The organism is Amycolatopsis sp. WGS_07, from assembly GCF_045278895.1.
In the GTDB taxonomy this organism is placed as follows: Bacteria; Actinomycetota; Actinomycetes; order Mycobacteriales; family Pseudonocardiaceae; genus Amycolatopsis.
In genome coordinates, this window is record NZ_CP136053.1 from 8,273,115 (window position 1) to 8,296,345 (window position 23,231).

The following is a 23,231-nucleotide window of genomic DNA, read 5'->3' on the forward strand; positions in this document are numbered from 1 at the left end:
GTCGGCAGTGACCTACGCACAGTAGTACTCCGGCCGGTCAGCCGTGCCACCGATGCGGCCCCGAGCCGCCCCATTCCCGCATGTACGAGCTGACCGCCGAGCGGAACGCGTCCTCCATCGAATCGCCGGACTGGTCGCCGTCGTCGTGGCGCGGCTCCTGCGTCGGCTGAACCCGCGGCGGCGCGGTCGTCGCGGGACGGCTGCTGGCCCGGATGACCGTGTCGCGCACCTGGTCGCTGGCCGGCGCCGGGGACGCGCTGAGCGTGCTCACCGCCGGCGGCGCCGACGACGAGGTACGGACCGGCGCGGGCGGCGGCTGCACCGGCTGCGGGCCGGTCTCGCCGGACGCCGACGGCCACAGCGCCCACGAGCCCAGCCCCGCGCACAGCACCACGGCCGCGCCCGCGAAGACGCCGTACCGGGGCCGTTTCTGGGTCGGCGGCGCGGTTTCCGCAGCAGGCGGCTCGGCGACCGGGATCGGACCGCGTTTGGCGAGCTGTTCGATCGGCGAACCGGTCGAGAGGTCGAGAACCCCGCCGAACGCCGAGGTCGTCTCCTCGGCGCGCTCCGCCCGGGGCCGCACGAGCGGCGGGGGTTCGCTGCCGTCGATCCGGGGCATCGGCGCCGTCTCGGACAGCCGCACGAGATTCGCGACCGTCTCGAGGTCGCTGCCGGACTCCGGGTTCCCCATCCAGACCTCCACCCCGCCGGGACCGCGCGTCCGCGGCACTTCCGGCGCCGCAGATCCTAGGGACCCCCGGTCCGCGCTGTAAACCCGCCTCGGACGTGATCCCGGCCGTTTCCCGGCGCAACCGACGCTCACCGCAGCACGCGATACCGGAGGTTCGTCCCCACCTGCGCCAGCAACTCCAACCGCACCGGCGGTCCAGACCGCTCGAACAACCTCACCCCACCGCCCAGCAGGACCGGGATCACCACAACGGCAACCTCGTCCAACAGCCCGGCATCCACGCAAGCCCGTCCCGCCGAAGCGCCCAGCACGCCCGCCGGGTTGCCCCCACAGAATGAGCCCGGCGGCGGCACCCGGTTCGAGGACCACTACCCCTCACCGCAGCACGCGGTACCGAAGGCTCGTCCCCTCCTGCGCCAGCAACTCCAACCGCACCAGCGGCCCAGACCGCTCGAACAACCTGACCCCGCCGCCCAGCAACACCGGCATCACCACAACAGCGACCTCGTCCAACAGACCAGCGTCCACGCAAGCCCGCCCCACCGAAGCACCGAGCACGTTCACCGTCTTCTCCCCCGCCGCCGCCCGGGCCGTCGCGACGCCTTCCTCCAGCGTGGAGCAGAACGTCACGCCGGGCACCGCCGGAGCCGGCTGCCGGGTGAGCACCACCTGCGGTCCGTCCCAGCCGCCGCCGAACGCCTTGCCCTCGCCGTCGGTGCCGCGATAGGGATCGTCGCCGGAGAAGGTCCGGCGGCCGACCAGCAGCGCGCCGACCTCCGCCGCCAGCTCCCCCGCGTCGGCGTCTCCGGTGTAGGGCGCGAGCCAGCTCATGTCCCCGCCGGGCCCGGCGATGAACCCGTCGAGCGACATCGCGGCCGAGTACAGCAGTTTTCCCATGTCTTGCCCTTTCCGTGCCAGTTTCCGGTACTGACTCCGGAGGGGCCGGAAACTCATCGGTCAGCCGGAAAGCGCGCGCCAGGCCTCCCGGCGTTCCCGCTGCCGTTCAGGGTCCGCCACCGGCGCCGCCGCGACCAGCCGTCGCGTGTAGTCCTCCCGCGGATCGCCCAGCACCGACGCCACCGGGCCCTCCTCGACCACCCGGCCGCGGTGCAGCACCACGACCCGGTCCGCGACCCGTTCCACCACCGCCAGGTCGTGGCTGATGAACAGGCACGCGAACGCCAGTTCCCGCTGCAGGTCCGCGAGCAGGTCCAGCACCGAGGCCTGCACCGACACGTCCAGCGCGCTCGTCGGCTCGTCCGCGATCAGCAGCCGCGGCCGCAGCGCCAGCGCCCGCGCGATCCCGACCCGCTGCCGCTGGCCGCCGGACAGTTCGTGCGGGTAGCGGCCGCTCCAGCCGGGGTCGAGGCGCACCGCCGCGAGCAGTTCGGCGACCCGTTCCCGGTGCTCGCCGCGTTCCCCGTGCACCACCAGCGGTTCGGCGATGCTCGCGCCGATCGTCGCGCGCGGGTTGAGCGCGGAGGCCGGGTTCTGGAACACGATCCCGATCTGCCGCCGGATGTCCCGCCGCTGCCGGGCCGAAGCCCGCGCGACGTCCACGCCGTCGACCCGCACCGTGCCCGCCGAAGGCGCGACCAAGCCGGTCAGCACCGATGAGATCGTGCTCTTGCCCGAACCGGACTCGCCGACCAGGCCGAGCACCTCGTCGGTCCCGATCGTCAGAGACACGCCGTCGACCGCGCGGACCGGCGGGGCGCCGCCGCCGACCCGGTAGGTCACCGCCAGATCGGTCACCGACACCAGCGGCGCTGACGTCGGCCGCACCGCTCCAGCCGGCGCGGAACCCAGTGACAGCACCGAATCCAGCAGCTCCCGCGTGTAGTCCGCCTGCGGCGAAGCGAACAACCCGGCCGCTGTGTTCTGCTCGACCACCTGGCCGTCGCGCAGCACCACCACCCGGTCCGCCACGTCCGCGACCACGCCCATGTCGTGCGTCACCAGCAAAATCGCCGTGCCGAGCCGGTCCCGCAGCGACCGCAGCAGCTGCAGGATCCCGGCTTGCACGGTGACGTCGAGCGCGGTGGTCGGCTCGTCCGCGATCAGCAGCTTCGGGTCGTGGATCAGCGCGATCGCGATCACCACCCGCTGCAGCTGCCCGCCGGACAGCTCGTGCGGGTACGCACGCAGCACGCGCCGCGCGTCCAGTTCGACCAGCTCCAGCAGTTCCCTGGCCCGCTCCCGCGCCACCGCCCGCGACACCTTCCGGTGCGCCCGGACCGCGTCCACGAGCTGGGTACCGATGCGGAACACCGGGTTCAGCGCGCTCATCGGTTCCTGGAACACCATGCCGATCTCGCCGCCGCGCACCGCGCGCAGCGCCGGACCGTCCACTGTGTACAGATCGCGGCCGTCGAGCACCGCGGAACCGGTCACCGTCGCGGTGTCCGGCAGCAGGCCGAGCAGCGACAGCGCGGTGACCGACTTGCCGGAACCGGATTCCCCGACGAGGGCGACGACCTCGCCGGGGTCCACCTCGAAGCTCACCTCCCGAACGGCGGAGGTGTCGCCGAACCGGATCGAGACGTCGCGCAGGGAAAGCAGCTGCTCGGACACGGGATTACTTCGCCAGGCCCATCTGGAGGTAGTTCGGGTACGCCGGGAACGCGCCGATCGCGAAGTTGCCGACCTTCGCCCCGTGCAGGAACGAGTTGCGCGTGTAGATCAGCGGGACCACCGGCGAGTCCTGCATGATCCGCTTGTCCGCCTTGGCCCACAGCTTCCCGGCCGCGGTCGGGTCGACCGTGCCCTGCGCCTCGGTGATCAGCGCGTCCACCTCGGGCACTGAGTAGCGCGCCTCGTTGTACCCGCCGTTGCCGATCTCCGAGGTGCCGAACAGCGGCTCGATGTTGGCGTTGGCGCTCGGGAAGTCCGGCTGCCACGAACCCAGGGTCAGGTCGTAGTTGCCGTCGTTGCCGGTGACCAGCGTGGTCCAGGCCTCGTCGTCGAGCGGGCGCAGCTTCGTGCGGATCCCCGCGCGCTGCAGCGCGGCCTGGATCGCCTGCGCCTTGTCCGCCTCGTTGTTCGCCGTCGACACCGGGAAGTCCAGGTTGTCGATGCCGTTCGGGAAGCCCGCCTCGGCCAGCAGCTGCTTCGCCTTCGCGACGTCGCCGGACGGCGGAGCCGGATAGAGGTCGTACACCTCGCGCCCGGCGATGCCCTCGGTGATCAGCGTCGTGGCGATCGGGCCGGCCAGATCCGCGCTGCCCGCGGCTGCGACCTGGTAGGCGGTCTTGTCCACGGCGTACTGGAACGCCTGGCGCACCTTGGGATTCGCCAGCGGGCCGCGTTTGGTGTTCAGCGCGAGGTAGGCCAGCGCGCCGGACTTCGACGTGACGAGCTGGTTCTTCGCCGCCGGGTTCGTGCGGATCTGCGCCAGCTGCGCCGGGTTCACGAACGACGAGCCGAACGCGAACGCGTCGTTGCCCTGGCTGGCCAGCAGCCGCTTCGCGACCACGCCAGTGTCCTGGCCCATCTGGATCACGACCGCGTCCGGCAGGCCGGTGCGCGCCAGGTCGGTTTTGGCGTCCCAGTTCGGGTTCCGGACGAACTTGACCTGCACGCCCTTCTGATACGACTCGACCTGGTAGGGGCCGGACGCGACCGGCTTCGTGTCGTAGGTCGCGTCGGTCCCCTTGCCCTTCGGCACCGGGGCGAACGCCGGCATGCTCGCGATCCACGGCCAGTCGCCGTACGGCCGGGCCAGGTGGAACACGATCGTCTTCGGGTCCGGGGTCTCGATCGACGCCAGTTCGCCGCCCTTGAACGGGCCCTGGTAGCCGGAGCCGCCTTCGAGCAGGTTCTTGTGGTAGCTCAACCCGCCGGAGAACGCCGAATCGAACGACCGCTCGATGCCGTACTTGATCTCGGCGCTGGTGATCGGCGTGCCGTCGGCCATCTTCAGGCCGTCCTTGAGCGTGTACGTCCACGTCTTGCCGTCCGCGCTCGCCCGGCCGGTGTCGGTGGCCAGGTCCGGGACCACGGTGGCCGGGCCGTCCGCGGCGGTCTTCCACGCGGTGAGCCTGCGGTGGATCAGGCTGATCGTGGTGATCGCGAGGTTCTGGCTCTTCGCCGGGTCGAGGTGCTGCGACGTGGTGTCGCTGAGGATGTACAGCGTCCCGCCGGACGACACCGCGACCGCGCCCCCGCCGCCGGACTGCTCGTTCGCGTTGCACGCGGCGAGGAACGCCCCCGCGCCGGTGGCCGTGGCGGTGATGCCGACCGCCCTCAGGAAGTCCCTGCGATCCATGGTTTTTCCGTTCCCTTTCTCAAGAACCGAGCCGAGCACGGGGATCGAGCACCCCGTAAAGCACGTCCACCGCGAAGTTCGCGAGGACGACGAAGAAGGCGGCGAACAGGCTGACGCCCATCAGCACCGGCAGGTCCACCTGGTGCACCGCGTCGACGAGCAGCCCGCCGAGACCGGGCAGCGCGAACACCCGCTCGGTGATCACCGCACCGCCGAGCAGCGCGCCGAGGTCGACCGCGAACACCGTCACGACCGGCAGCAACACGTTGCGCAGCGCGTATTTCCCGACGACCGTCCGCTCCGGCAGGCCGACCGCCCGAGCGGTGCGGATGAAGTCCTCGCCCATGATTTCGAGCATCTGGCCCCGCGAGAGCCGGGCGTAGACCGCGGCGTTGATGAACGCCAGCACCAGCCACGGCAGCACGAGATGCCAGGCCCAGTCGACCGGGCTTTGCGCGAAGGTCACGTAACCGCTCACCGGCACCACGTCGAGCGTGAAGCCGAACAGCAGAATTCCCAGCAGCCCCACCAGATAAGCGGGCGCGGACACCCCGGCGAGCGTCACCGTCATCGCGGCCCGGTCGGCGAACTTCCCGCGCCGCAGCGCGGAGAACACCCCGGTCGCGACGCCGGCGATCAGCCAGATCACCGACGCGCCGATGGCCAGCGAGACGGTGATCGGCAGCCGGTCCCCGATCAGTGTCAGCACCGGTTCGCTCTGCTGGAACGAATAGCCGAAACAGGGCGCGGAGCAGACGATCGCGGTCACGCCGGTGCCGAACGTGCGGCCGGTGAAGATGCCGCCGAGGAAGTCGAAGTACTGCTGGATCCACGGTTTGTCGAAGCCCATGAACTCGCGCGCCAGCGCCAGGTTCTCCGGCGTGCACGGTTTGCCGCAGGACATGAACGCCGGGTCGGTGGGCAGCAGGTAGAACACCGCGAAGGTGCCGAAGCTGACCACGAGCAGGACGCCGAGCATGCCGAGCAGGCGGATGCCCACGAAACGCAGGGTGCGGTTCACCGGCGCACCGCCGTCTTCGGGTCGAGCGCGTCGCGCAGCCCGTCGCCCAGCATGTTGAACGCCAGCGTCGCGATGAACAGCGCGGCGCCCGGGAAAATCAGGAACATCGGATCGGTCTGCACCCAGTTGATCGCGTCGCTGATGGAACGGCCCCAGCTCGGCGTGGGCGGCGGGATGCCGACGCCGAGGAACGACAGCGCGGCCTCCAGCCCGATGTTGGCCGGGATGCTCACCGTCGCCAGCACGATGATCGGCGCCCACAGGTTCGGCAGCAGCTCGCGGCGGAACACGTGCACGCCGCCCGCGCCGAGCGCGCGGGCCGCCTTCACGAAGTCGCGGTTGCGCAGGCTCAGCGTCTGCGCGCGGACCACCCGGGCCACCCGCGGCCAGCCGAACAGGCCGATCACCGCGATCAGCAGGAGCGGCCTCGGGATCGACTGCGGGGCGACCGCGCCGAGCGCGATCATGAAGATCAGCTGCGGGAAGCCGAGCAGCACGTCGGTCACCCGGCTCACCACGGTGTCCCACCAGCCGCCGACGTAGCCGGCGCTCGCCCCGAGGAGCACGCCCAGCAGCATCGACAGCGCGGTCGCGGCGAGCCCGATGAGGAACGACGTCCGCGCGCCGTACGCGACGACCGCGAAGAGGTCTCGTCCGGTCAGCGGTTCGACGCCGAACCAGTGGCTGCCGCTGATCCCGCCGAGGAATCCCGCGCCGGTGCCGTCGGCCGGATTCAGCAGTTCAGTGTGGTAGGTGTACGGATCCTGGCCCTCGATCAGGGCGAGCAGCGGAGCCGCGAGGGCGGTGACGATCACCAGCACGATGACGACCGCGCTGGCTTGCGCCCAGCGGTCGTGCCGCAGCGCGCGCCACAGGTTCCGGGAGGCCGGAGCGGCCGCCGGGACTCCAGCGCTGCCGGGCGACAAGATGTCGGACAACGGTTCCCTATGCAGATCAGCGTTACTTGACTACGTGACAGTAAATAACCTGAAGGAAATTCACCACGACGGCGGAGCCCGTCCCGGATCGTGAGACGCCGCCGCTGTCCCGCCCCTTTCGCTCTTGATGCTGTTTCCGCAGGTCACCGACCGTCCGGCAGCCCGGGACAGTGTGCCGCGCCGACGACCGTCCGGCCACCGTTGTTGTCACCCGTTCGGACGTAGTCCCGGGACCGTCGGCTGACTCCGTTTGTGCCGCCGGGCCCGCGGGGCTGGACTGGGCGCACAAGATCAGTCTCATGTGGACGGAAGGACCCGCCGATGTTTCGCTGCTCGCTCCGCAAGCTGGCCGGGATCGTGTTTTCCCTGGCCGCGGCCGCCTCGCTGGCCTCCCCCGCGACCGCGGCGGCCGCCACGGCGGTGAACGGGGGCGACGCGATGTACACCGTCTCGCCCGGTCCCGGCCGCGAGCCCTACTACTGCTCGGCGGGGTTCGCGATCCTCGTCAAGGACGTCCGGTACATCCTCACCGCCGGGCACTGCACCGAGCACGGACTCGACTGGAAGGACATCGGCGCCAACGGGGACACCCACTTCCCCGGCACCGACTACGGCCGCGTCCACGACCCGTCCGGCTCCGCGCACGCCCAGGTCGATCTCTACAACGGCAGCACCCAGCGGATCCTGCGCGCGGGCACGCCGCGGGTGGGGCAGGTGGTCTGCAAGAGCGGCATGACCACGAAGAAGACCTGCGGCAAGGTCCTCGGCCTCAACCAGACGGTCAACTACGGCGACGGCAAGCTGGTCGTCGGCACGATCGCCACCGACATCCCGGTCGGAGAAGGCGACAGCGGCGGCCCGCTCTTCTACGCCGGGGTCGGCTACGGCGTGCTGTCCGGCGGGAACAGCCAGGTCAGCTTCTTCCAGCCGTTGCCGCCGGTGCTCGCCGCCTACGGGGCCACGCTCGCCTGAATGAGTCGTGAGTGGCGATCCCGGTTCTAACCGGCATCGCCACTCACGACAGCGTCCGAGCCGAGCGGGATCCAAAACCGGTCTTCGCCGCGCTTCCGGCCGTCCGGCACGCCGCCGTTGGCCAAGATCGCCCGGCGCGAGGGCTCGTTGTCCACGTCGCAGGTCAACAGGACGCGGTCGAGCCCGAGACGGCGGCACTCCGCGAGCCCGGCCCTCAGCATCCGCGTGGCGTGGCCCTGCCGTCGCCACGGAGGCACCACGTGGTAGCCGATGTGGCCGCCGGCTTCGGCGAGTTCAGCGGTGAGCCGGTGCCGGACGACCAACGTGCCCAGGTAGTACTCGCCGGAGACGTACCAGAAGATCGTGGAAGGCACGCCCCATCGCGGTTGCACCCCGCGCCGCGCGGCGACGAACCCCGCGAAGTCGTCGCTCGCCGCGTCCAGCCACTCGGTGGGGCGGCCTTCGAGCAGGCAGCCTGCCTGCTCGCCGACCAGATACGACGTGCGCACCTCAGTCGTGGGCCAGACCAGACGGGGCGGTTCGACGAGACGGATCATCGGCGCAGTCTCCCCGCCGCTTGCCCGGCACACAGCTCATTTTCGGCGCCGCGGACGGTGCCGGTCCCCGGACGTCAGGACTGTGCGAGGTCAGCGTGGCTCTCCCGCAGGGTGCGCTTGACGATCTTCCCGCTCGGGTTCTTCGGCAGCGAGTCCGCGAACACCACGTACTTCGGGCACTTGTACCCCGCCAGGTGCTCCCGGGCGTGCGCGATGACTTCGGCCTCGGTGAGCGTGACGCCCTCGCGCGGCACGACCGCCGCGGTCACCGCCTCGATCCAGTGCGGGTGGGAGACGCCGAACACCGCGACCTCGGCGATCCCGTCGAGCAGGTACAGCGCCTCCTCGACCTCCCGGCTCGCGACGTTCTCGCCGCCGGTCTTGATCATGTCCTTCTTGCGATCCACCACCGAGAGATAGCCCTCGTCGTCGAGCACGCCGAGGTCGCCGGAGTGGAACCAGCCGCCCGCGAAGGCGGCCGCGGTCTTTTCCTCGTCCTCGTAGTAGCCGAGCGTCGCGTGCGGGCTGCGGTGCACGATCTCGCCGACCTCGCCGGGCGGCAGTTCGCGGCCCTGCTCGTCGACGATCCGGGTCTCGACGTTGATCGACGCCCGGCCCGCCGAACCCGCCTTCGCGACCTGTTCGTGCGGGCGCAGGATGGTCGCCAGCGGAGCCATTTCGGTCTGGCCGTAGAAGTTCCACAGCTGCACGTCCGGCAGCCGGCGCGAGAGTTCGCGCAGCACCTCGGCGGGCATCGGCGCCGCGCCGTAGTAGCCCTTCCGCAGGCTGGACAGGTCGGTGGTGTCGAACGCCGGATGCCGCAGCAGCGAGATCCACACCGTCGGCGGCGCGAACAGCTTCGTCGCGCGTTCGCGTTCCACCGCGGCCAGCAGCGCCGCCGGGTCCGGGCCGGGCAGGATCACGCTCGTGGCGCCCAAGTAGACGTCGACGGACAGGAAACAGTCCAGCTGCGCGCAGTGGTAGAGCGGCAGCGAGTGCACCTCGATGTCGTCGCCGGTCATGCTGCCGTCGATCGCGCACGACACGTACTGGGCGATCAAGGACCGGCTCGACAGCAGCACGCCCTTGGGCCGCGATTCGGTGCCGGAGGTGTACATCAGCCGCAGCGGATCGTCGTCCGCCACCAGCACCGCCGGGGCGGTCTCGTCGCCGGGCTGGTCGATCCAGTCCGCCACGCTTTCCCAGTCCTCGTCGCTGCCGCCGATCCGCCCGCGCAGCACGTCCGTGCGGCCGGCGCGCTTCAACGCTTCCGCGGCGGTGCCGAGCAGTGCGTCCTGGGCGATCAGCCCGGACACTCCGGCGTGGCCGAGGATGAACGCGATCTCCTCCGCGCCCAGCATGAAGTTCACCGGCACCAGCACCACGCCCAGTTTGGCCGTGGCGAACACCAGCACCGCGTACTCCCAGCAGTTGCGGCTGAGCAGCGCGAGCCGGTCGCCCTTCGCGAGGCCGCGTTCGGCGAGCCGGTGCGCGCAGCGGTTCACCGCCGCGTCGAACTCGCGGTAGGTCGCCCGTCGCTCGCCGGAGACGATCGCGAGCTTGTCCGGGAGGCGCGACGCGGTGCGCCGCAGGAAATCCCCGACGGAATGCTGGCGGGCGTGCTGGATCGCTTCCGCCGTTTCGGCGCTGAACGGGCTCGGCATAGCGGGAGTCTCATCCACCGGCGCGCCGCGCGCAAGCAAGACCGGCGGCGACGCTCGGTAGGCTTTTCCCGGCACACCCGGGGAGACGCGCGTGGACGAGACCGAGGCACCGACGCTGGAGCGGCCGGACATCACCGGCAGGCTGCCCCGGTACCGGCTCGTGCGCCAGCTCGCCCGCACCAGGATGAGCGAGGTCTTCGAGGCCGCCGACACCCTGAACGGCGACCGCCCGGTGGCGCTCAAGATCGTCGGGCCGGAGTTCATGGCGGTGCGCGGTTTCCGCACCCGGTTCGAACGCGAGACGCGCATCGCCCGCGACCTGGTGCATCCCAACGTCGTTCCGGTGCTGGACGCCGGGTTCTCCGACGACGGTTATCTCGGCTACCTCGCGATGGAGTACGTCCGGGGCGCCAATCTCGCGGGGCTGCTCTCCCGACGGGGCTCGCTGTCCTTCCATGAGACTGTCGCGATCGGACGCGGGATCGCCGCCGCACTCGACGCCGCGCACGCACGACGGCTCGTGCACCGGGACGTCAAACCCGGCAACATCCTGCTCGACGACACCGGCCGCGCGTACCTGTGCGACTTCGGCATCGCGCGCCAGCTCGACCTCACCCAGCTCACCGCCACCGGCGCGTTCCTCGGCACGATCGGCTACGCCGCCCCCGAACAACGCCAAGGCAAACCGGCCGGACCGGCCGCCGACGTGTACTCGCTGGCCTGCGTGCTCTGGGAATGCCTGGCCGGTGCTCCCCCGGGCCACGACGCCGACCTCGGCCACCCCGGCACGGCCGCGCTCCGCCGGTCGCTCAGCACCGATCCGGCCGCCCGGCATCCGACGTGCACCGCTCTGGTCGAAGACCTGGTCGCCGTCCGGCACCGCCGACGGTGGATGCGCGCCGGAATCCCGGTCGCCGCCGTCGTTGCCGCGGGAGCGCTCATCGCCTGGCTGACCACCGCCAGCCCGTCCGGTTTCGACGACGCCACGCTCGCCCGGCTGCCCGCCGCGTTGCGCGCGAACTGCGCCACCGCGGACTCGCCCGCCCCCGGTGCGACCGCGACGCTCACCTGTCACGACCCGTCCGGCCGCACCGCCACCACCGCGCTGTACGCCGACCCGAAACAGGCCGCCGACGCCTACTCGACCGCACTGTCCCGCGCCGGGTTGTCAGCCAACCAGGGCGACTGCGCCACCGCTTCCGGGGCGGAACATCGTTACCCGGCAACCGGACCCGCACTCGGCCGCGCGTTCTGTCAAGTCCAGGATGGACAGTCCACAGTAGTCTGGAAGAACGACGCGGCGCGGGCCGTCACCACCGCGCAGGCCGCGGCGGGCGACGACCCCGCGTTACGCGCTGCCTGGGTCGGCTGGACCGGCGCGCCCGCTTTCCCGACTCCGGACGAACAAGCCCTGACCGAGATCGCCGCCGGAACCGGCTGCCACCGCGCCGCGCCAGCGGACCTCGGCAACTACCCCGGCGCCATCGCCGGAATCGCCTGCACGCCACGCGGCAGCGGCGCCCGCGAAGTCTCGTACTACCGCTTCGCCGACACCCAGACCCTGCGCACCGGCTTCGACAGTCTCGTTACCGCGGCGAAAGCGCCGAGCGGGAAACCCTGTCCGGGCACACCGTTTCTGAGCACCACGCGCTTCGACTGGCTGAGCGTCGACCTCGGGCAGGTGCTCTGCCGTCCCGGGCCGGAAAGCACCGTCGCGATCGACTGGAGCCTCGACGCCTTCCACGTCCTCGGGCACGTCACCGGCACCAGCCCGGACGCCGCGGGCGGATGGTGGTCCGAATGGCATCTCGCGCCGCTGAACCGGATCGTCGCCAAGGTCAACGTGGAGTCCTCGTTCCCGAGGCCCTCGGAAAACGCTCTGCTGCAACGGATTCCGGCCGCGTCCCGGGTCAACTGCGTGCGCCCGTCCGCCGGACAGAAGTGGAACGACCTCGGCGCGATCCAGTCCACTGCCGCGGTCGCGTGCGGGCGGACCAGCGGTGCCGCGCTGGTCGTCTACTACCAGATGCCCGACACCGCGACGATGAACCAGGTCTTCAACAGCACCGACACCACCGAGAAGGCATGCACCGAGCAGCCGCCCGACTTCGCCGCCGACCGCCCGTACACTCGCGGCGGCCACACCGGACGGCTCTCCTGCGCGACGCTCTCCCCTGGCGGCGAGCGCTATCTCAAGTGGACGGACGACCAGACCGGAATCCTCGCCGTCGCCCATCGCGGCACCGAACCGTTCGCGATGATCGACTGGTGGACCCACGACGCGGGCCCGGCCTGAGCGTTCAGCCCTGCACGCTGCCGCCGATCGACGCCGACCCGGTCAGGTTCCCGGACCCGGACCCGCCGCTCGCGCTGTGCGCGGATTCCTTCCCGTCCACCACCGAATACATCTCCACCTGCCCGCTCGCGCCGGAATACGTGATCTCCAGCGTCCACTGGTGCGGTTTCCCGTCCGCGGGCACGGTGAGCGACTGCCGCCACGGCATCTTCACCGGGCCGGTTTCCTTGGCGGCGCCGTCCAGGGTGTAGGTGACCTGCTTCAGCGAACCCGAACCGGTCGCGTTGAGCACGAGCGTGTGCGGCTGGCGGTCGGGCACCGGTTCCTTGACCGGCGCGGCCGACGAGGACGACGGCGCCGGGGCGGGCGGCGCGGGGGCCGGGGCGGGGCTGCCCGAACACGCGGTCAGCACCACGACCGGCGCGATCGCCGTCCAGGCGGCAGTGCGAAAGTTCATGCGCGCACCGTACTGAGCACGCGCCGGGACCGGTCCCCTTCCGGGAAATCAGCCGTCCTTCGCCCACACCCGCACGGCCACCGCGACGGCGATCCCGGCGACGCCGAGCACGATGCCCGCGACCAGCAGCCCGGACGCGATCAGCCCGAGCGCGGCCACCGCGAACAGCGCGACCTCCAGGAAGAACCGGGTCGGCTCCGGGCTGCGCCGTTTGGCCTTCGGCGCGATCACCAGCCACCAGATCGCCGCGGCAAGCGCCGGCCACAGCACCGCCGCCAGGACGTCGAGGAACACGTTCCCGCCGAGCCGCGCGCCGGCAACCGCGAGCCCGGCCAGCAGCGCCAGTTCGGTCAGGAAGCGGACGACGAGCACCGCGCCGGGGAAACCGCGCAATTCGGGTCGAGTGGTGGTCACGCCGGGGAGCCTAACGGCCGGGCCCGCGCTCCGTGCGCGGAGTGGCGGACCCGGCCGGAATCAGCGTCGGGCGACCATCCGCGACAGCGTCATCAGGATCGCGCCGAACACCAGCAGCGCCGCACCGAACACGGCGAGCCGCGGGGTGCTCACGCCGGTCTTCGCCAGCGCCTGCTGCTTCGGCTGGCTCGACTCCGGCGCGGACGCCTTGACCGGCTTCGTCGCGACCTTCTCCGGGGCCTTCGGCGTCACCTTCGCGACTTCGTGGACGCGAGCGGTGAGCGAGTCGGCGTGCTTCGCGTCCGACAGCGACCCCGGCGGGTTCGCCTGCTTCCCGCCCGCCCAGACGAGACCGCTGATGTCCTTCTTCGCCGCGGTCGACGAGGTGGACGTCGGCGACTTCGTGGCCGAGGTCGTCGGGCTCGCCTTCGTGGTGGTCGTCGACGGCGAGGTGGTCGTCGGAGTCTTCGTGGGCGTCTTGCTCGCCGAGGAGGTCGGCGGCGCGCTCGTGGTCGGTTTGGTGGACGTCGGCGGCTTCGTCGACGTGGTCGGCTTCGGCGGGGCCGGGACCTCGGCCTTCGGCGGCTCGCCGCCCGCCAGCTTGATCAGCTGCTCCATCGAGCCGTTGAACGAGTCCTGGTCGCCGGGTTTGTTGCCGGAGTCCGAGTACTGCCAGATGGTGTAGTACCGCCAGCCCGAGGGCAGCGGGCCGGCGCTCTGCGCGTACCGGGCGATGAACAGCGGATGCGTGTCGCCGAACGCCGCCGAGTTGCCGGTGCAGGTCTTCCACCAGTCGGTGGTGGTGTAGAGCATCGGCCAGCGCGACGTCTTCGCGTGCACCCGCTCGGAGAACGACTTCACCCACGACACCATCGCCTGTTTGGACAGGCCGAAGCAGGTCGCGCCGTACGGGTTGTACTCGATGTCCAGCATCGGCGGCATCGTGCGGCCGTCTCCGGACCAGCCGCCGCCGTGCGCGACGAAGTAGTCCGCCTGCGTCGCGCCGTCGGACACGTCCGGACGCGCGAAGTGATACGCGCCGCGGATCATCCCGACGTCGTAGGAGCCGTTGTACTGCTGCGCGAAGTACGGGTTTCGATACCCGGTGCCCTCGGTCGCCTTGACGTACGCGAAGCGCGCGCCGGCGTTCCAGGCCGCTTTCCAGTCCACGTTGCCCTGGTGCCCGGACACGTCCATGCCCGGCACCTCGGCAGGCGCGGCCGCCGCCTGGGGCGCGTGCAGCAGCCCCAGCGCTCCGACGGCGGCCACCGCTGCCGCCGCCACGACCGAACCCGCCCGAGCCGCAATCCGCCCGGAGCCCGTCATCGTCCACTCCCTCTTCTTTTCCCGCCCAGGGAGCGCTCCGGCCGTTCCGCGTCTCTTCCCCGAGTGCGGCACCGGATCGCCTGGGCCCGACCAGTGTGTGTGACACACGGGACGCGTGTAAACCACTGGGAGTGATGTGACGGGTGATACATGAGAGGTTTTCGCAGGCCACGGGCGGTGCGGCCTGGACGGGACAGGACGAAACTCACCCGTCCCGGGTCACTGCCCGGAGTCCGTTCGCAGCGGGTAACCGGGCGCCGCTGCCGGAACTGCGTGGGGTCTCGTGAGTGCTGGTGCCGGTTAGAACCGGGATCGCCGCTCACGACCCCCACCCGGTGCCAGCAGGCTTGAGGCCAACCTCCCGCCGCACCGCGCCCCCGCTCCGCCCGCACCAGCACGCCCGCCTCGCGCCATCACGCTCGCCCCGCGCCAGTACACGTCGGCACCGGCCGCGTGAGTGCTGGCCGAGCCGGGCGTCGCCGCACAAGGCCGGGCGGAGCGCGGGCCGGGGCGGTCGTGAGTGCTGGCACCGGTTAGAACCGGGATCGCCACTCACGACCCCCACCCCGCACACCCCTCACCGCGAACCTGTCGCCCCGTCATCGCGCAAGGGCCGAAAGTCGGTCGCCGAAAACCCGCCCGCGGCGCCCGGCACGCCCGGCCCGGCGAGCCGTTCACGAACAATTCCGCGCCGCCGGAAACCCTTGCCCGCACTGCGGAATCGGCCCGCTACCAGCACTTTCCGTCCGGGCGGCGGTAACTGCCCGGACACGCAGCGTCAATCGCGCCGACGTCTTCGCAACATCTTGGCAACCGGCTTGACACCGGCTGTGGTCCGGACCACCCTGCAGGACATTGGTCTACACCATTTGTCATTCAGCCCCGGTCGCCGACGACCGGGCACCGAAAGGACGAGACACGTGAAGCGCTGGCTCAAGCTGGCGGCGGGAGCCGCCGCCATCACGCTCGCCACGGCCGGGTGTGCCGGCTCCGGCGGGAGTGAGAACGCCTCGGGCTCTGGGGGCGCGCAGGACGGCAAGCTGACAGTCTGGCTGATGACCGGCTCCGCGCCGGACAGCCTCACCGCCGCCCTCCACAAGGAGTTCGAGGCCGCCCACCCCGGCGTCAAGGTCGACTACCAGATCCAGCAGTGGAACGGCATCCAGCAGAAGCTGACCACCGCGCTGGCGAGCGACACGCCGCCGGACGTCATCGAGGTCGGCAACACCCAGACGCCCGCGTTCGCCGCGCAGGGCGTGCTGCAGGACCTTTCCGCCGACGTCAACAACCTCAACGGCGCGCAGTGGCTGGCCGGGCTCAAGGCGTCCGGGCAGTACGAGGGCAAGACCGTCGGCGTGCCGTTCTACGCCGCCAACCGCGTCGTCATGTACCGCAAGGACATGTTCGAGCAGGCCGGCATCACGAAGCCGCCCGCCTCGAACGACGAGTGGCTCGAGGACATCGCGAAGCTGAAGACGAAGTTCGGCAGCGACTCGCAGTTCCAGCCGCTCTACATGCCGGGCCAGAACTGGTACGCGCTGTCGTCGTTCATCTGGGACAACGGCGGCGACATCGCCAAGGGCGAGGGCAAGTCCTTCAAGTCCTCGCTCAACACGCCGGAAGCCAAGGCGGGCGTCGAGTTCTACAAGAAGCTCGTCGACGCCTCCGGCACCACCGCGCCCAAGGACAACGACGAGGCCACGCCGCAGCAGGCGGGCATCTACGCCGCGGGCAAGGTCGCCATGTTCATCGGCACCCCGAACGAGGTCGCCACCGCGGCCAAGACCGACCCGGGCATCACCGCCAAGACCGGCGCGTTCCCGATCCCGTCCAAGACCGCGGGCCAGGGCGCGCCGGTGTTCCTCGGCGGCTCGAACCTGGTCGTCCCGCTCAACAGCAAGCACCAGGACCTCGCCAAGGACTACCTGAAGCTGCTGACCAGCACCAAGTACATGACCCAGCTGGCCGCGGGCGGCTACGTGCCGGGCACCTCCACCGACCTCAGCGCGCTCGACAAGGACCCGCTGGGCTCGGTGATGGCGAAGGCGTCGAAGAACGGCCACGCGATGCCCGCCAGCCCGAAGTGGGGCGAGGTCGAGTCCGGCCAGAACCCGCTGAAGGACATGCTGACCGCGTACCTGACCGGGAAGAAGACCCTCGACCAGGCCGCGGCCGACGCGAACACCGCCCTCGACAAGATCATCGGCGGATGACCGCGACGAAGGACAAGCCGATGCCGGCGGGGGCGACCCCGCCGGCATCGGCGCACGTCGGGGCAGCGCGACGGCGCGCGAACGGATGGTTCAGCGAGCGGCTCATGCCGTACCTGCTGATCCTTCCCGCGCTCGCCGCCGTGCTGGTGCTGCTCGGCTGGCCCACCGTCCAGATGCTCGGCATCAGCCTCCGCCAGCTCGACCTGCGCGAGCTGGTGACCGGCAAGATGGTGTGGATCGGCTTCAAGAACTACACCGACGTGCTGTCCGACCCCGAGTTCTGGGCAGTCGCGCTCCGCACGATCCTCTTCACCGGCGCGCTCGTCGCCGGCACCCTGCTCGTGGCGCTGCTGATCGCGGTGCTGATGCGCCACCTCGCCCCGGCGCTGCGGATCTTCGTGCAGATCTCGCTGGTGCTGGCCTGGGCGGTGCCGGTGATCGCCACGACCACGGTGTTCCAGTGGATCTTCGACCAGCAGTACGGCATCCTCAACAAGACGCTGGACCGGCTGGGCTTCCACTCGTTCATCGGGTACTCGTGGTTCTCCACCGGCACGAGCACGCTCGTGGTGATCGGGCTGCTGGTGCTGTGGCAGGCCGTGCCGTTCGTCGCCTTCACGCTCTACGCGGGCCTCATCGGCGTGCCGCGCGAGCACTACGAGGCGGCGGGCATCGACGGCGCCGGGCCGTGGCAGACGTTCCGCGCGGTCAGCTGGCCCGCGATCCGGCCGATCCTGACCATGGTGACGTTCCTGTCGATGCTGTGGGACTTCAACATGTTCGCCCAGGTGTGGGCCATCCGCCAGGGCGGCCCGGACGGTGCGAGCACCACGCTGGCGATCCTGCAGTACCTCAAGGGCATCGCGGGCAGCCACTTCGGCTCCGCCGCGGCGATCGCCACCATCATGCTGGTGCTGCTCCTGCTGGTCACCGGCCGGTACGTGCAGCTGCTGGTCCGGACGAAGGACGGGGAGATCGCATGAGGAAGTCCCTGCCCGCCCGGATCCTGGTGTCGATCGCCGGCGTCCTCGTGGCGCTGCTGTTTCTCTTCCCGACGTACTGGATGTTCACCACGTCGCTGAAGACGCCCGGCGACGTGCTGTCGCCGAAGTACGACCTGATCCCGACCTCGGCGACGCTGTCGAACTTCGCGTCGGCGCTGACCAAGCCCGGGTTCGTCACGTATCTGTCCAACAGCCTGATCGTGACGCTCGGCGCGGTGGTGGCCGCGCTGATCGTGGGCGTGCTCGCGGCGATCCCGCTGGCGCGCTTCCGTTTCCGCGGCCGCAAGGGGTTCCTGCTGCTGATCCTGGTGGCGCAGCTGGCCCCGCTCTCGGCGCTGTTCATCCCGATGTACCTGCTGATGCGCGACATCGGGCTGCTGAACACGCTGCCGTCGCTGCTGCTGGTGTACTTCGCGACGTCGCTGCCGTTCACCGTGTGGATGCTCTACGGGTTCGTCAACGGCATCCCGTACGACCTCGAAGAGGCCGCGATGATCGACGGCTGCAGCCGGGTCGGCGCGTTCCGCCGGGTCACGCTGCCGCTGCTCGGGCCCGGTCTGGTGACCACGTCGGTGTTCAGCTTCATCACCGCGTGGAACGAGTTCCTGTTCGCCCTGGTGTTCATGCGGGACCAGACGAAGCAGACGCTGCCGGTGTGGCTGTCGTCGTTCAAGACGGCGTTCTCGATCGACTGGGGCGGCGTCATGGCCGCGTCGGTGATCTACGCGATCCCGGCGGTGATCTTTTTCCTGATCGTGCAACGGAAACTCGTGTCCGGCATGACCGCCGGCGCGGTGAAGGGATGATGGTGGCCGACCCCCGCAAGCTCGCCGAAGCCGTGCTGCTGCCCGGATTCGCGGGCACGACCGCGCCGGACTGGGTGCGCCGCCGCCTCGCCGAGGGCCTCGGCGGCGTGATCTTGTTCGGCCGCAACGTGGTCGACGACGAACAGGTCGCCGCGCTCACCGCCGAGCTGCGGTACGAACGGGACGACGTGGTCGTCGGGATCGACGAGGAAGGCGGCGACGTCACGCGGCTCGACGTCGCCAAGGGTTCGTTCATGCCCGGCCCGCTCGCGCTCGCCGCGGCCGGGGATCCCGAGCTGACCTCGTCCATCGCGGCCATGCTCGGCGAACGGCTGGCGGCGTGCGGGGTCACGGTCAACCTCGCGCCGTGCGCGGATCTCGCGATCGCGGAGGAGGATCCGGGCAACGGCGTGCGAGCGTTCGGCTCGGATCCGGCGGCGGCTTCGCTGCACGTCACGGCGTTCGTCGACGGCATGCAGAAGCACGGCGTCGCCGCGTGCGTGAAGCACTTCCCCGGACACGGTGCGGCGACCGAGGATTCGCACTTCTCGCTGCCGGTGCTGCCGCGGACCGTGGCCGAACTGCGGGAGGTCGAGCTGGTCCCGTTCGGCGCGGCGATCCAGGCGGGCGTGCGGACGGTCATGTCCGGACACCTCGTGGTGCCGGAGTGGGGCGACGAACCGGCGACCTTCAACCGGACCGCCCTCGTCGACGTGCTGCGCGGCGAACTGGGCTTCACCGGGACGGTCATCACCGACGCCCTCGAGATGGGCGCGGTGTCGGGTGCTTACGGTCGGCACGACGGTCTCGGCGAGGCTTCGGTCCGGGCGCTCCTCGCCGGTGCGGACGCGCTGTGCCTCGGCGGGGCGGCGTTCGACGCCGAGACGCTGGACCGGGTCGCCGAGTCGATCGTCGCGGCGGTGGCCGACGGTCGGCTTTCGCTGGAGCGGCTCGCTGACGCTGCCCAGCGGACGGCCGCGCTCGGCACCTCCCCGACCCCGGCTGAGCTGCGGCCGGTGGACTACACGCTCGGGCTGTCCGCGGCACGGAAGGCTTTGCGGATCACCGGTGCGCCGAAACTGGCCGGGCCGCCGCTGGTGGTGGACGTGCAGACCGATCCGGGGATCGCCGCCGGTCCGATGCCGTGGGGGCTGGGGACGCATCTGACGGAGCTGGTCCCGGGCACGCGGGCGCTGTCGGTCTCCCCGGCGACGCCGCGTCGGTCCTGGCCGAGGCCTCGTCGGCGGCGAGCGTCGTGGTGGTGACCCGGGACGCGCACCGGCATCCGGCGGTGCGGGAGTTCCTGGCTCAGCTGTCCACTGTGGACTACATCCGGGTCGAAACCGGGTTTCCCGGGCCGGAAGCCGGCGAGGGGCCGCGGATCGACACCTTCAGCGGCTCTTACGTGAGCCTGCGGGCGGCGGCCGAGTACCTGGCGCGGGCGTGACGTGAGGGGAACCCTGGTCCCCCGGGGTTCCCCTCACCGGCCTACGCGGCGAGACTGCGGGTGAACGCGACCCGGTCCAGGCCAGGCCCGTCGTAGTCCGGCAGCACGTCGGACACCGAGAACCCGAGCCGGGCGTGATACGCGCGCGAAGCGGTGTTCTGCGGGCTGGTGATGCACTTCACCTTGCGCACCCCCGCTTCCCGCACCTGCCCGAAGAACCACTCGTACAGCGACCTTCCGATCCCCTGCCCGTGCAGTTCCGGATCGACGCCCACGAAGTGGATGTACGCGGTGTCCGGGTCGGTCTGCGAGACGAAGCCGATCAGGAACGCCGCGAGCGTCCCGTCCGGACGCTCGGCCAGGCGGCTGGTCGTGGTGAAGTGCTGGAAGTACAGGCGCGGCACCAGCAGCGCCCGTTCCTTCGCACCGGCTTCGCCTTTCAGGCCGCCCCACCAAGGTCCCAGCGCGGCAAGCACGCGCGCGTGGTCGTCTTCGGTCGGCTGGCGGAAGGTCAGGTCGGCACTCATGCCCCGAGCCTCTCGTTTCCGCGCCCGCCGGGCAACCTGGTTACCGGCGTGGGTCGACGTGGACCTTCGGCGCACCGGGCGGCCGCTGTCCGCCGAGCACCGCCGCGACCTCGCCCAATCCGACCGTCGCCGCCACCAACGGCCGCGGATCGACCTCCCCGGACGCGTAAGCGTCGATCGCCTGTGCCAATCCCGGCGACCCGCTCAGCACGCCGATCGCGGTGAGGTCCTTCAACGCCAACGTCCGCGTGTCGAGCAGGCTCGGCCGCCCGGACAGTCCGATGTAGACGATCCGGCCGGACGGTTCCACCACCTCGGCCGCGAGCGCGGGCGACGCGGGATCGTTCGTCGCGTCCACCACCGCGTCGAAGGGCGGCTCCGGAACGGTCGTGCCAGCGGAAAAACCCAAGCCGCGGGCGAAGTCCACCGACCACGGCGTCGCCCCCACCAGATGCACCTCGCTGCCCGCCGCGCGCAGGAACAACGCGGTGAGCACCCCGATCGTCCCCGGCCCGAGCACCAGCACCCGCTCGCCCGCCGCCGCTCGCGCCGCGCGGCAGGCGTTGCCGCCGGGTTCGACCAGGGCACCGGCGACGGGATCCAGCCCGTCCGGAAGTTCGTGCAGCGACCGCACCGGCACCGCGAGGCGTTCGGCCAGTGCGCCGGCCCGGCCGCCGCGGATGCCGACCTCCTGCCGGTTCGCGCAGACGTGCTGGTGCCCGCCCCGGCAGCGCCGGCACTCGCCGCAGCCGAGCATCGTGTCGCCGGTGACCCGACGGCCCACCCAGGCCGGATGCACGCCGGGCCCGGCCTCGGACACCGTGCCGCACCATTCGTGGCCGAGCCGCATCGGGTACTGGGCGTGGCCGTCCGCGAGGTACTGCATCTCGCCGGTGAAGAACTCGACGTCGGTGCCGCAGACCCCGGCCCGCTCCACGTCGACCACGACCTCGCCGACCCCGGCGACCGGCTCCGGCACCTCGGCCGGCCCGGCCTCCCCCGGTCCGGTCACCACGAACGCCCGCATTCCCCGATCGTAGCGGCGCTCAGCTGGTCACGCGCTCGCGCAAGAACGCCGCGGTCGCCGGATCGGCCGGGTAGAACGATTCGATGACCAGCTCGGCGACAGTCACGTCCAGCGGGGTCCCGAAGGTCGCGACCGTGCTGAAGAAGGCGAGTTCGAGGTCGCCGTGCCGGTAGCGCAGCGGGACGAAAATGTCGCCCGGTCCGGGGATTTCCACCTCGGGAACCTCGTCGTCGCACGGATAGCCGCGCAGTTCCTCCAGCAGTTCGGCCAGCCCCGCGTCGGCGGTCTGGTCGACTTGACGGCGCAGCCTGCCGAGCAGATGCGCGCGCCATTCCCCCAGGTTGACCACCCGCGGCGCCATCCCGTCCGGGTGCAGCGTCGCGCGCAGGACGTTCACCGGCCCGGTCAGCAGCTCCGGCGAGATGTCCTCGGTGAGCAGGCCGAGACTGAGGTTGGCGTCGACGAGGTTCCAGCCGCGGTCGACCACCGCCGCCGGATACGGGTCGTGCCCGGCGAGCAGCCTGCGGACCGCCTCGCGGACCACGGCCATCTCTGGCGCGCCGATGTCCGACTCGCCGTACGCGGGCGCGTATCCGGCCGCGAGCAGCAGGCGGTTCCGCTCGCGCAGCGGGATGTCGAGGTGCTCGCCCAGCCGCAGCACCATGTCCCGGCTCGGCTTGGACCGGCCGGTCTCGACGAAGCTCAGGTGGCGCGTCGAGATGTCCGCCGAGATCGCGAGGTCGAGCTGGCTGATGCGGCGGCGGTCGCGCCATTCCCGGAGCAGCTCGCCGACCGGGGCCTTCACCGTAGTCGTCACCCGTCCGACGCTACGGCCTCGCCGGGCGCGGGACCATTACCCCCGAGGTAACGGCGCGTGCACCACCAGCGCCTCGCCGAGCGGTTTGCGCTCGAGGTCGGGCACCTCGCAGTCCGGCGCGGGATAGCCGACCGGGAACAGGATGTAGGGCCGCTCGGTGACCGGACGCGCGAAGACCTCGTTGAGGAACCCCATCGGATTCGGGGTGTGGGTGAGCGTCGCGAGGCCCATCGTGTGCAGCGCGGTGATGAACATGCCGCACGCGATGCCGACGCTTTCGTTGACGTAGTAGTTCTTCCGCAGCGAACCGTCCGGCAGCGGCGTGCTCTTCTGCGCGAAGGCGACCACGAGCCACGGCGCGATCTCCAGGAACTCCTTGTGCTCGTCGGTTTCGAGCCGGGCGAGCGCCGCGTGCCACTCCGGCGCATTCCGCTCGCGGTAGAACTTCCGCTCCTCGACCTCGGCCGCCTCGCGCACCGCGCGTTTCACGTCCGGGTCGGCCGTCGCGACGAACGTCCACGGCTGATGGTGCGCCCCGCTCGGCGCGGTGTTCGCGATCCGCACTGCGGTCTCGATCGCCTCCAGCGGCACCGGGTCCGGGGAGAACCAGCGGACCGAACGGCGCTGGTCGAGCAGCCGGTACAGCTCCTGCCCGCGCGCAAGGCTTTCTTCCGGGGACAGCCGCGGCGGCGCGTACGGGACGAACGGGTGCGAATGCCGGGTCATGCCCCGACCCTGCCGCGTCCGCGGTCATCGGTCCAGTTCACATTTCTGCTGAAGCACATAA

General features: G+C 71.0%; 21 protein-coding genes and 1 pseudogene. 6 read left to right on the plus strand and 16 right to left on the minus strand.

Annotation, left to right across the window (positions count from 1 at the left end; all coding sequences use genetic code 11):
- Window positions 1–37: 37 nt before the first annotated feature.
- The 7 genes from RPX00_RS38830 to RPX00_RS38860 all read right to left on the minus strand — a co-directional run bounded on the left by RPX00_RS38830 (window position 38) and on the right by RPX00_RS38860 (window position 6,917).
- Complete coding sequence (locus RPX00_RS38830; RefSeq protein ID WP_406633039.1) at window positions 38–691, minus strand: hypothetical protein; 654 nt, start codon at window positions 689–691, stop codon at window positions 38–40.
- Window positions 692–819: 128 nt separating this feature from the next.
- Window positions 820–1,044 carry a dihydrofolate reductase family protein gene (locus RPX00_RS38835; RefSeq protein WP_406633041.1) on the minus strand — a complete coding sequence of 75 codons (225 nt, stop codon included), beginning with the start codon at window positions 1,042–1,044 and terminating at the stop codon, window positions 820–822.
- Between the two features lie 22 nt (window positions 1,045–1,066).
- Window positions 1,067–1,588, minus strand: coding sequence for a dihydrofolate reductase family protein (locus RPX00_RS38840; protein ID WP_406633043.1), 522 nt, complete (start codon window positions 1,586–1,588; stop codon window positions 1,067–1,069).
- Window positions 1,589–1,648: 60 nt separating this feature from the next.
- Complete coding sequence (locus RPX00_RS38845; protein ID WP_406633045.1) at window positions 1,649–3,265, minus strand: dipeptide ABC transporter ATP-binding protein; 1,617 nt, start codon at window positions 3,263–3,265, stop codon at window positions 1,649–1,651.
- A 4-nt stretch (window positions 3,266–3,269) separates the two neighbouring features.
- Window positions 3,270–4,958 carry an ABC transporter substrate-binding protein gene (locus RPX00_RS38850; protein ID WP_406633046.1) on the minus strand — a complete coding sequence of 563 codons (1,689 nt, stop codon included), beginning with the start codon at window positions 4,956–4,958 and terminating at the stop codon, window positions 3,270–3,272.
- 19 nt (window positions 4,959–4,977) lie between these two features.
- Window positions 4,978–5,979, minus strand: a complete 1,002-nt coding sequence (locus tag RPX00_RS38855; protein WP_378314047.1) for an ABC transporter permease — start codon at window positions 5,977–5,979, stop codon at window positions 4,978–4,980.
- The gene (locus tag RPX00_RS38860) at window positions 5,976–6,917 is read right to left on the minus strand and encodes an ABC transporter permease (protein ID WP_406633049.1); all 942 of its coding nucleotides are present in this window, start codon (window positions 6,915–6,917) and stop codon (window positions 5,976–5,978) included. Before RPX00_RS38860 ends, RPX00_RS38855 begins: the two co-directional genes overlap by 4 nt.
- Window positions 6,918–7,238: 321 nt before the next feature.
- Here RPX00_RS38860 and RPX00_RS38865 point away from each other — a divergent pair, with 321 nt between their 5' ends.
- Window positions 7,239–7,889, plus strand: coding sequence for a S1 family peptidase (locus RPX00_RS38865; RefSeq protein ID WP_406633051.1), 651 nt, complete (start codon window positions 7,239–7,241; stop codon window positions 7,887–7,889).
- A gap of 26 nt (window positions 7,890–7,915) precedes the next feature.
- Here RPX00_RS38865 and RPX00_RS38870 read toward each other — a convergent pair whose 3' ends face one another.
- On the minus strand, window positions 7,916–8,446 hold the full coding sequence (locus tag RPX00_RS38870) for a GNAT family N-acetyltransferase (RefSeq protein ID WP_406633052.1): 531 nt from the start codon (window positions 8,444–8,446) through the stop codon (window positions 7,916–7,918).
- A gap of 74 nt (window positions 8,447–8,520) precedes the next feature.
- Window positions 8,521–10,110: an acyl-CoA synthetase gene (locus RPX00_RS38875; protein WP_406633054.1), complete on the minus strand. Its 1,590-nt coding sequence runs from the start codon at window positions 10,108–10,110 to the stop codon at window positions 8,521–8,523.
- Between the two features lie 91 nt (window positions 10,111–10,201).
- Between RPX00_RS38875 and RPX00_RS38880 the strand changes: the two genes are divergently transcribed.
- Window positions 10,202–12,406 carry a protein kinase domain-containing protein gene (locus RPX00_RS38880; protein WP_406633056.1) on the plus strand — a complete coding sequence of 735 codons (2,205 nt, stop codon included), beginning with the start codon at window positions 10,202–10,204 and terminating at the stop codon, window positions 12,404–12,406.
- Window positions 12,407–12,410: 4 nt separating this feature from the next.
- Here the strand turns inward: RPX00_RS38880 and RPX00_RS38885 are convergent, their stop codons facing one another.
- From RPX00_RS38885 to RPX00_RS38895, 3 genes are read right to left on the minus strand one after another with little or no spacing between them, the layout of a single operon-like run.
- Window positions 12,411–12,863 (minus strand): hypothetical protein, encoded by a 453-nt coding sequence (locus RPX00_RS38885; RefSeq protein ID WP_406633058.1) that lies wholly within the window; start codon window positions 12,861–12,863, stop codon window positions 12,411–12,413.
- A 48-nt stretch (window positions 12,864–12,911) separates the two neighbouring features.
- On the minus strand, window positions 12,912–13,277 hold the full coding sequence (locus RPX00_RS38890; protein ID WP_406633059.1) for a YrdB family protein: 366 nt from the start codon (window positions 13,275–13,277) through the stop codon (window positions 12,912–12,914).
- 60 nt (window positions 13,278–13,337) lie between these two features.
- Entirely contained in the window at window positions 13,338–14,603 is a 1,266-nt protein-coding gene (locus RPX00_RS38895) for a lysozyme (protein ID WP_406633061.1), read from the minus strand.
- Between the two features lie 920 nt (window positions 14,604–15,523).
- On the opposite strand from RPX00_RS38895, the gene RPX00_RS38900 reads away from it, so the two are divergent.
- From RPX00_RS38900 to RPX00_RS38915, 4 genes and pseudogenes are all read left to right on the plus strand, one after another.
- Complete coding sequence (locus RPX00_RS38900; RefSeq protein ID WP_406633063.1) at window positions 15,524–16,816, plus strand: sugar ABC transporter substrate-binding protein; 1,293 nt, start codon at window positions 15,524–15,526, stop codon at window positions 16,814–16,816.
- A complete protein-coding gene (locus RPX00_RS38905) occupies window positions 16,813–17,799 on the plus strand; it encodes a carbohydrate ABC transporter permease (RefSeq protein WP_406633065.1) in 987 nt (328 codons plus the stop codon). The genes RPX00_RS38900 and RPX00_RS38905 overlap by 4 nt, the downstream gene beginning before the upstream one ends.
- On the plus strand, window positions 17,796–18,626 hold the full coding sequence (locus RPX00_RS38910; protein WP_406633067.1) for a carbohydrate ABC transporter permease: 831 nt from the start codon (window positions 17,796–17,798) through the stop codon (window positions 18,624–18,626). Before RPX00_RS38905 ends, RPX00_RS38910 begins: the two co-directional genes overlap by 4 nt.
- Window positions 18,623–20,073 (plus strand): annotated as a pseudogene (locus RPX00_RS38915) (glycoside hydrolase family 3 protein). The gene RPX00_RS38910 and the pseudogene RPX00_RS38915 overlap by 4 nt, the downstream one beginning before the upstream one ends.
- Before the next feature lie 41 nt (window positions 20,074–20,114).
- On the opposite strand, the gene RPX00_RS38920 reads toward RPX00_RS38915, so the two are convergent.
- From RPX00_RS38920 to RPX00_RS38935, 4 genes are read right to left on the minus strand one after another with little or no spacing between them, the layout of a single operon-like run.
- On the minus strand, window positions 20,115–20,600 hold the full coding sequence (locus RPX00_RS38920) for a GNAT family N-acetyltransferase (protein WP_406633069.1): 486 nt from the start codon (window positions 20,598–20,600) through the stop codon (window positions 20,115–20,117).
- 40 nt (window positions 20,601–20,640) lie between these two features.
- Entirely contained in the window at window positions 20,641–21,627 is a 987-nt protein-coding gene (locus RPX00_RS38925) for a zinc-binding dehydrogenase (RefSeq protein ID WP_406633071.1), read from the minus strand.
- A 19-nt stretch (window positions 21,628–21,646) separates the two neighbouring features.
- Window positions 21,647–22,444 carry a helix-turn-helix domain-containing protein gene (locus RPX00_RS38930; RefSeq protein WP_406633073.1) on the minus strand — a complete coding sequence of 266 codons (798 nt, stop codon included), beginning with the start codon at window positions 22,442–22,444 and terminating at the stop codon, window positions 21,647–21,649.
- A 36-nt stretch (window positions 22,445–22,480) separates the two neighbouring features.
- On the minus strand, window positions 22,481–23,170 hold the full coding sequence (locus RPX00_RS38935) for a nitroreductase family protein (RefSeq protein WP_406633075.1): 690 nt from the start codon (window positions 23,168–23,170) through the stop codon (window positions 22,481–22,483).
- Between the last annotated feature and the right edge of the window lie 61 nt (window positions 23,171–23,231).

What these genes read in the sequence shown, in the direction of transcription:
- RPX00_RS38830 (WP_406633039.1), bottom strand. Translation starts at nt 691, where the DNA reads ATGGGGAACCCGGAGTCCGGCAGCGACCTCGAGACGGTCGCGAATCTC.
- RPX00_RS38840 (WP_406633043.1), bottom strand. Translation starts at nt 1,588, where the DNA reads ATGGGAAAACTGCTGTACTCGGCCGCGATGTCGCTCGACGGGTTCATC.
- RPX00_RS38850 (WP_406633046.1), bottom strand. Translation starts at nt 4,958, where the DNA reads ATGGATCGCAGGGACTTCCTGAGGGCGGTCGGCATCACCGCCACGGCC.
- RPX00_RS38865 (WP_406633051.1), top strand. Translation starts at nt 7,239, where the DNA reads ATGTTTCGCTGCTCGCTCCGCAAGCTGGCCGGGATCGTGTTTTCCCTG.
- RPX00_RS38870 (WP_406633052.1), bottom strand. Translation starts at nt 8,446, where the DNA reads ATGATCCGTCTCGTCGAACCGCCCCGTCTGGTCTGGCCCACGACTGAG.
- RPX00_RS38875 (WP_406633054.1), bottom strand. Translation starts at nt 10,110, where the DNA reads ATGCCGAGCCCGTTCAGCGCCGAAACGGCGGAAGCGATCCAGCACGCC.
- RPX00_RS38885 (WP_406633058.1), bottom strand. Translation starts at nt 12,863, where the DNA reads ATGAACTTTCGCACTGCCGCCTGGACGGCGATCGCGCCGGTCGTGGTG.
- RPX00_RS38895 (WP_406633061.1), bottom strand. Translation starts at nt 14,603, where the DNA reads ATGACGGGCTCCGGGCGGATTGCGGCTCGGGCGGGTTCGGTCGTGGCG.
- RPX00_RS38905 (WP_406633065.1), top strand. Translation starts at nt 16,813, where the DNA reads ATGACCGCGACGAAGGACAAGCCGATGCCGGCGGGGGCGACCCCGCCG.
- RPX00_RS38910 (WP_406633067.1), top strand. Translation starts at nt 17,796, where the DNA reads ATGAGGAAGTCCCTGCCCGCCCGGATCCTGGTGTCGATCGCCGGCGTC.
- RPX00_RS38920 (WP_406633069.1), bottom strand. Translation starts at nt 20,600, where the DNA reads ATGAGTGCCGACCTGACCTTCCGCCAGCCGACCGAAGACGACCACGCG.
- RPX00_RS38925 (WP_406633071.1), bottom strand. Translation starts at nt 21,627, where the DNA reads ATGCGGGCGTTCGTGGTGACCGGACCGGGGGAGGCCGGGCCGGCCGAG.
- RPX00_RS38935 (WP_406633075.1), bottom strand. Translation starts at nt 23,170, where the DNA reads ATGACCCGGCATTCGCACCCGTTCGTCCCGTACGCGCCGCCGCGGCTG.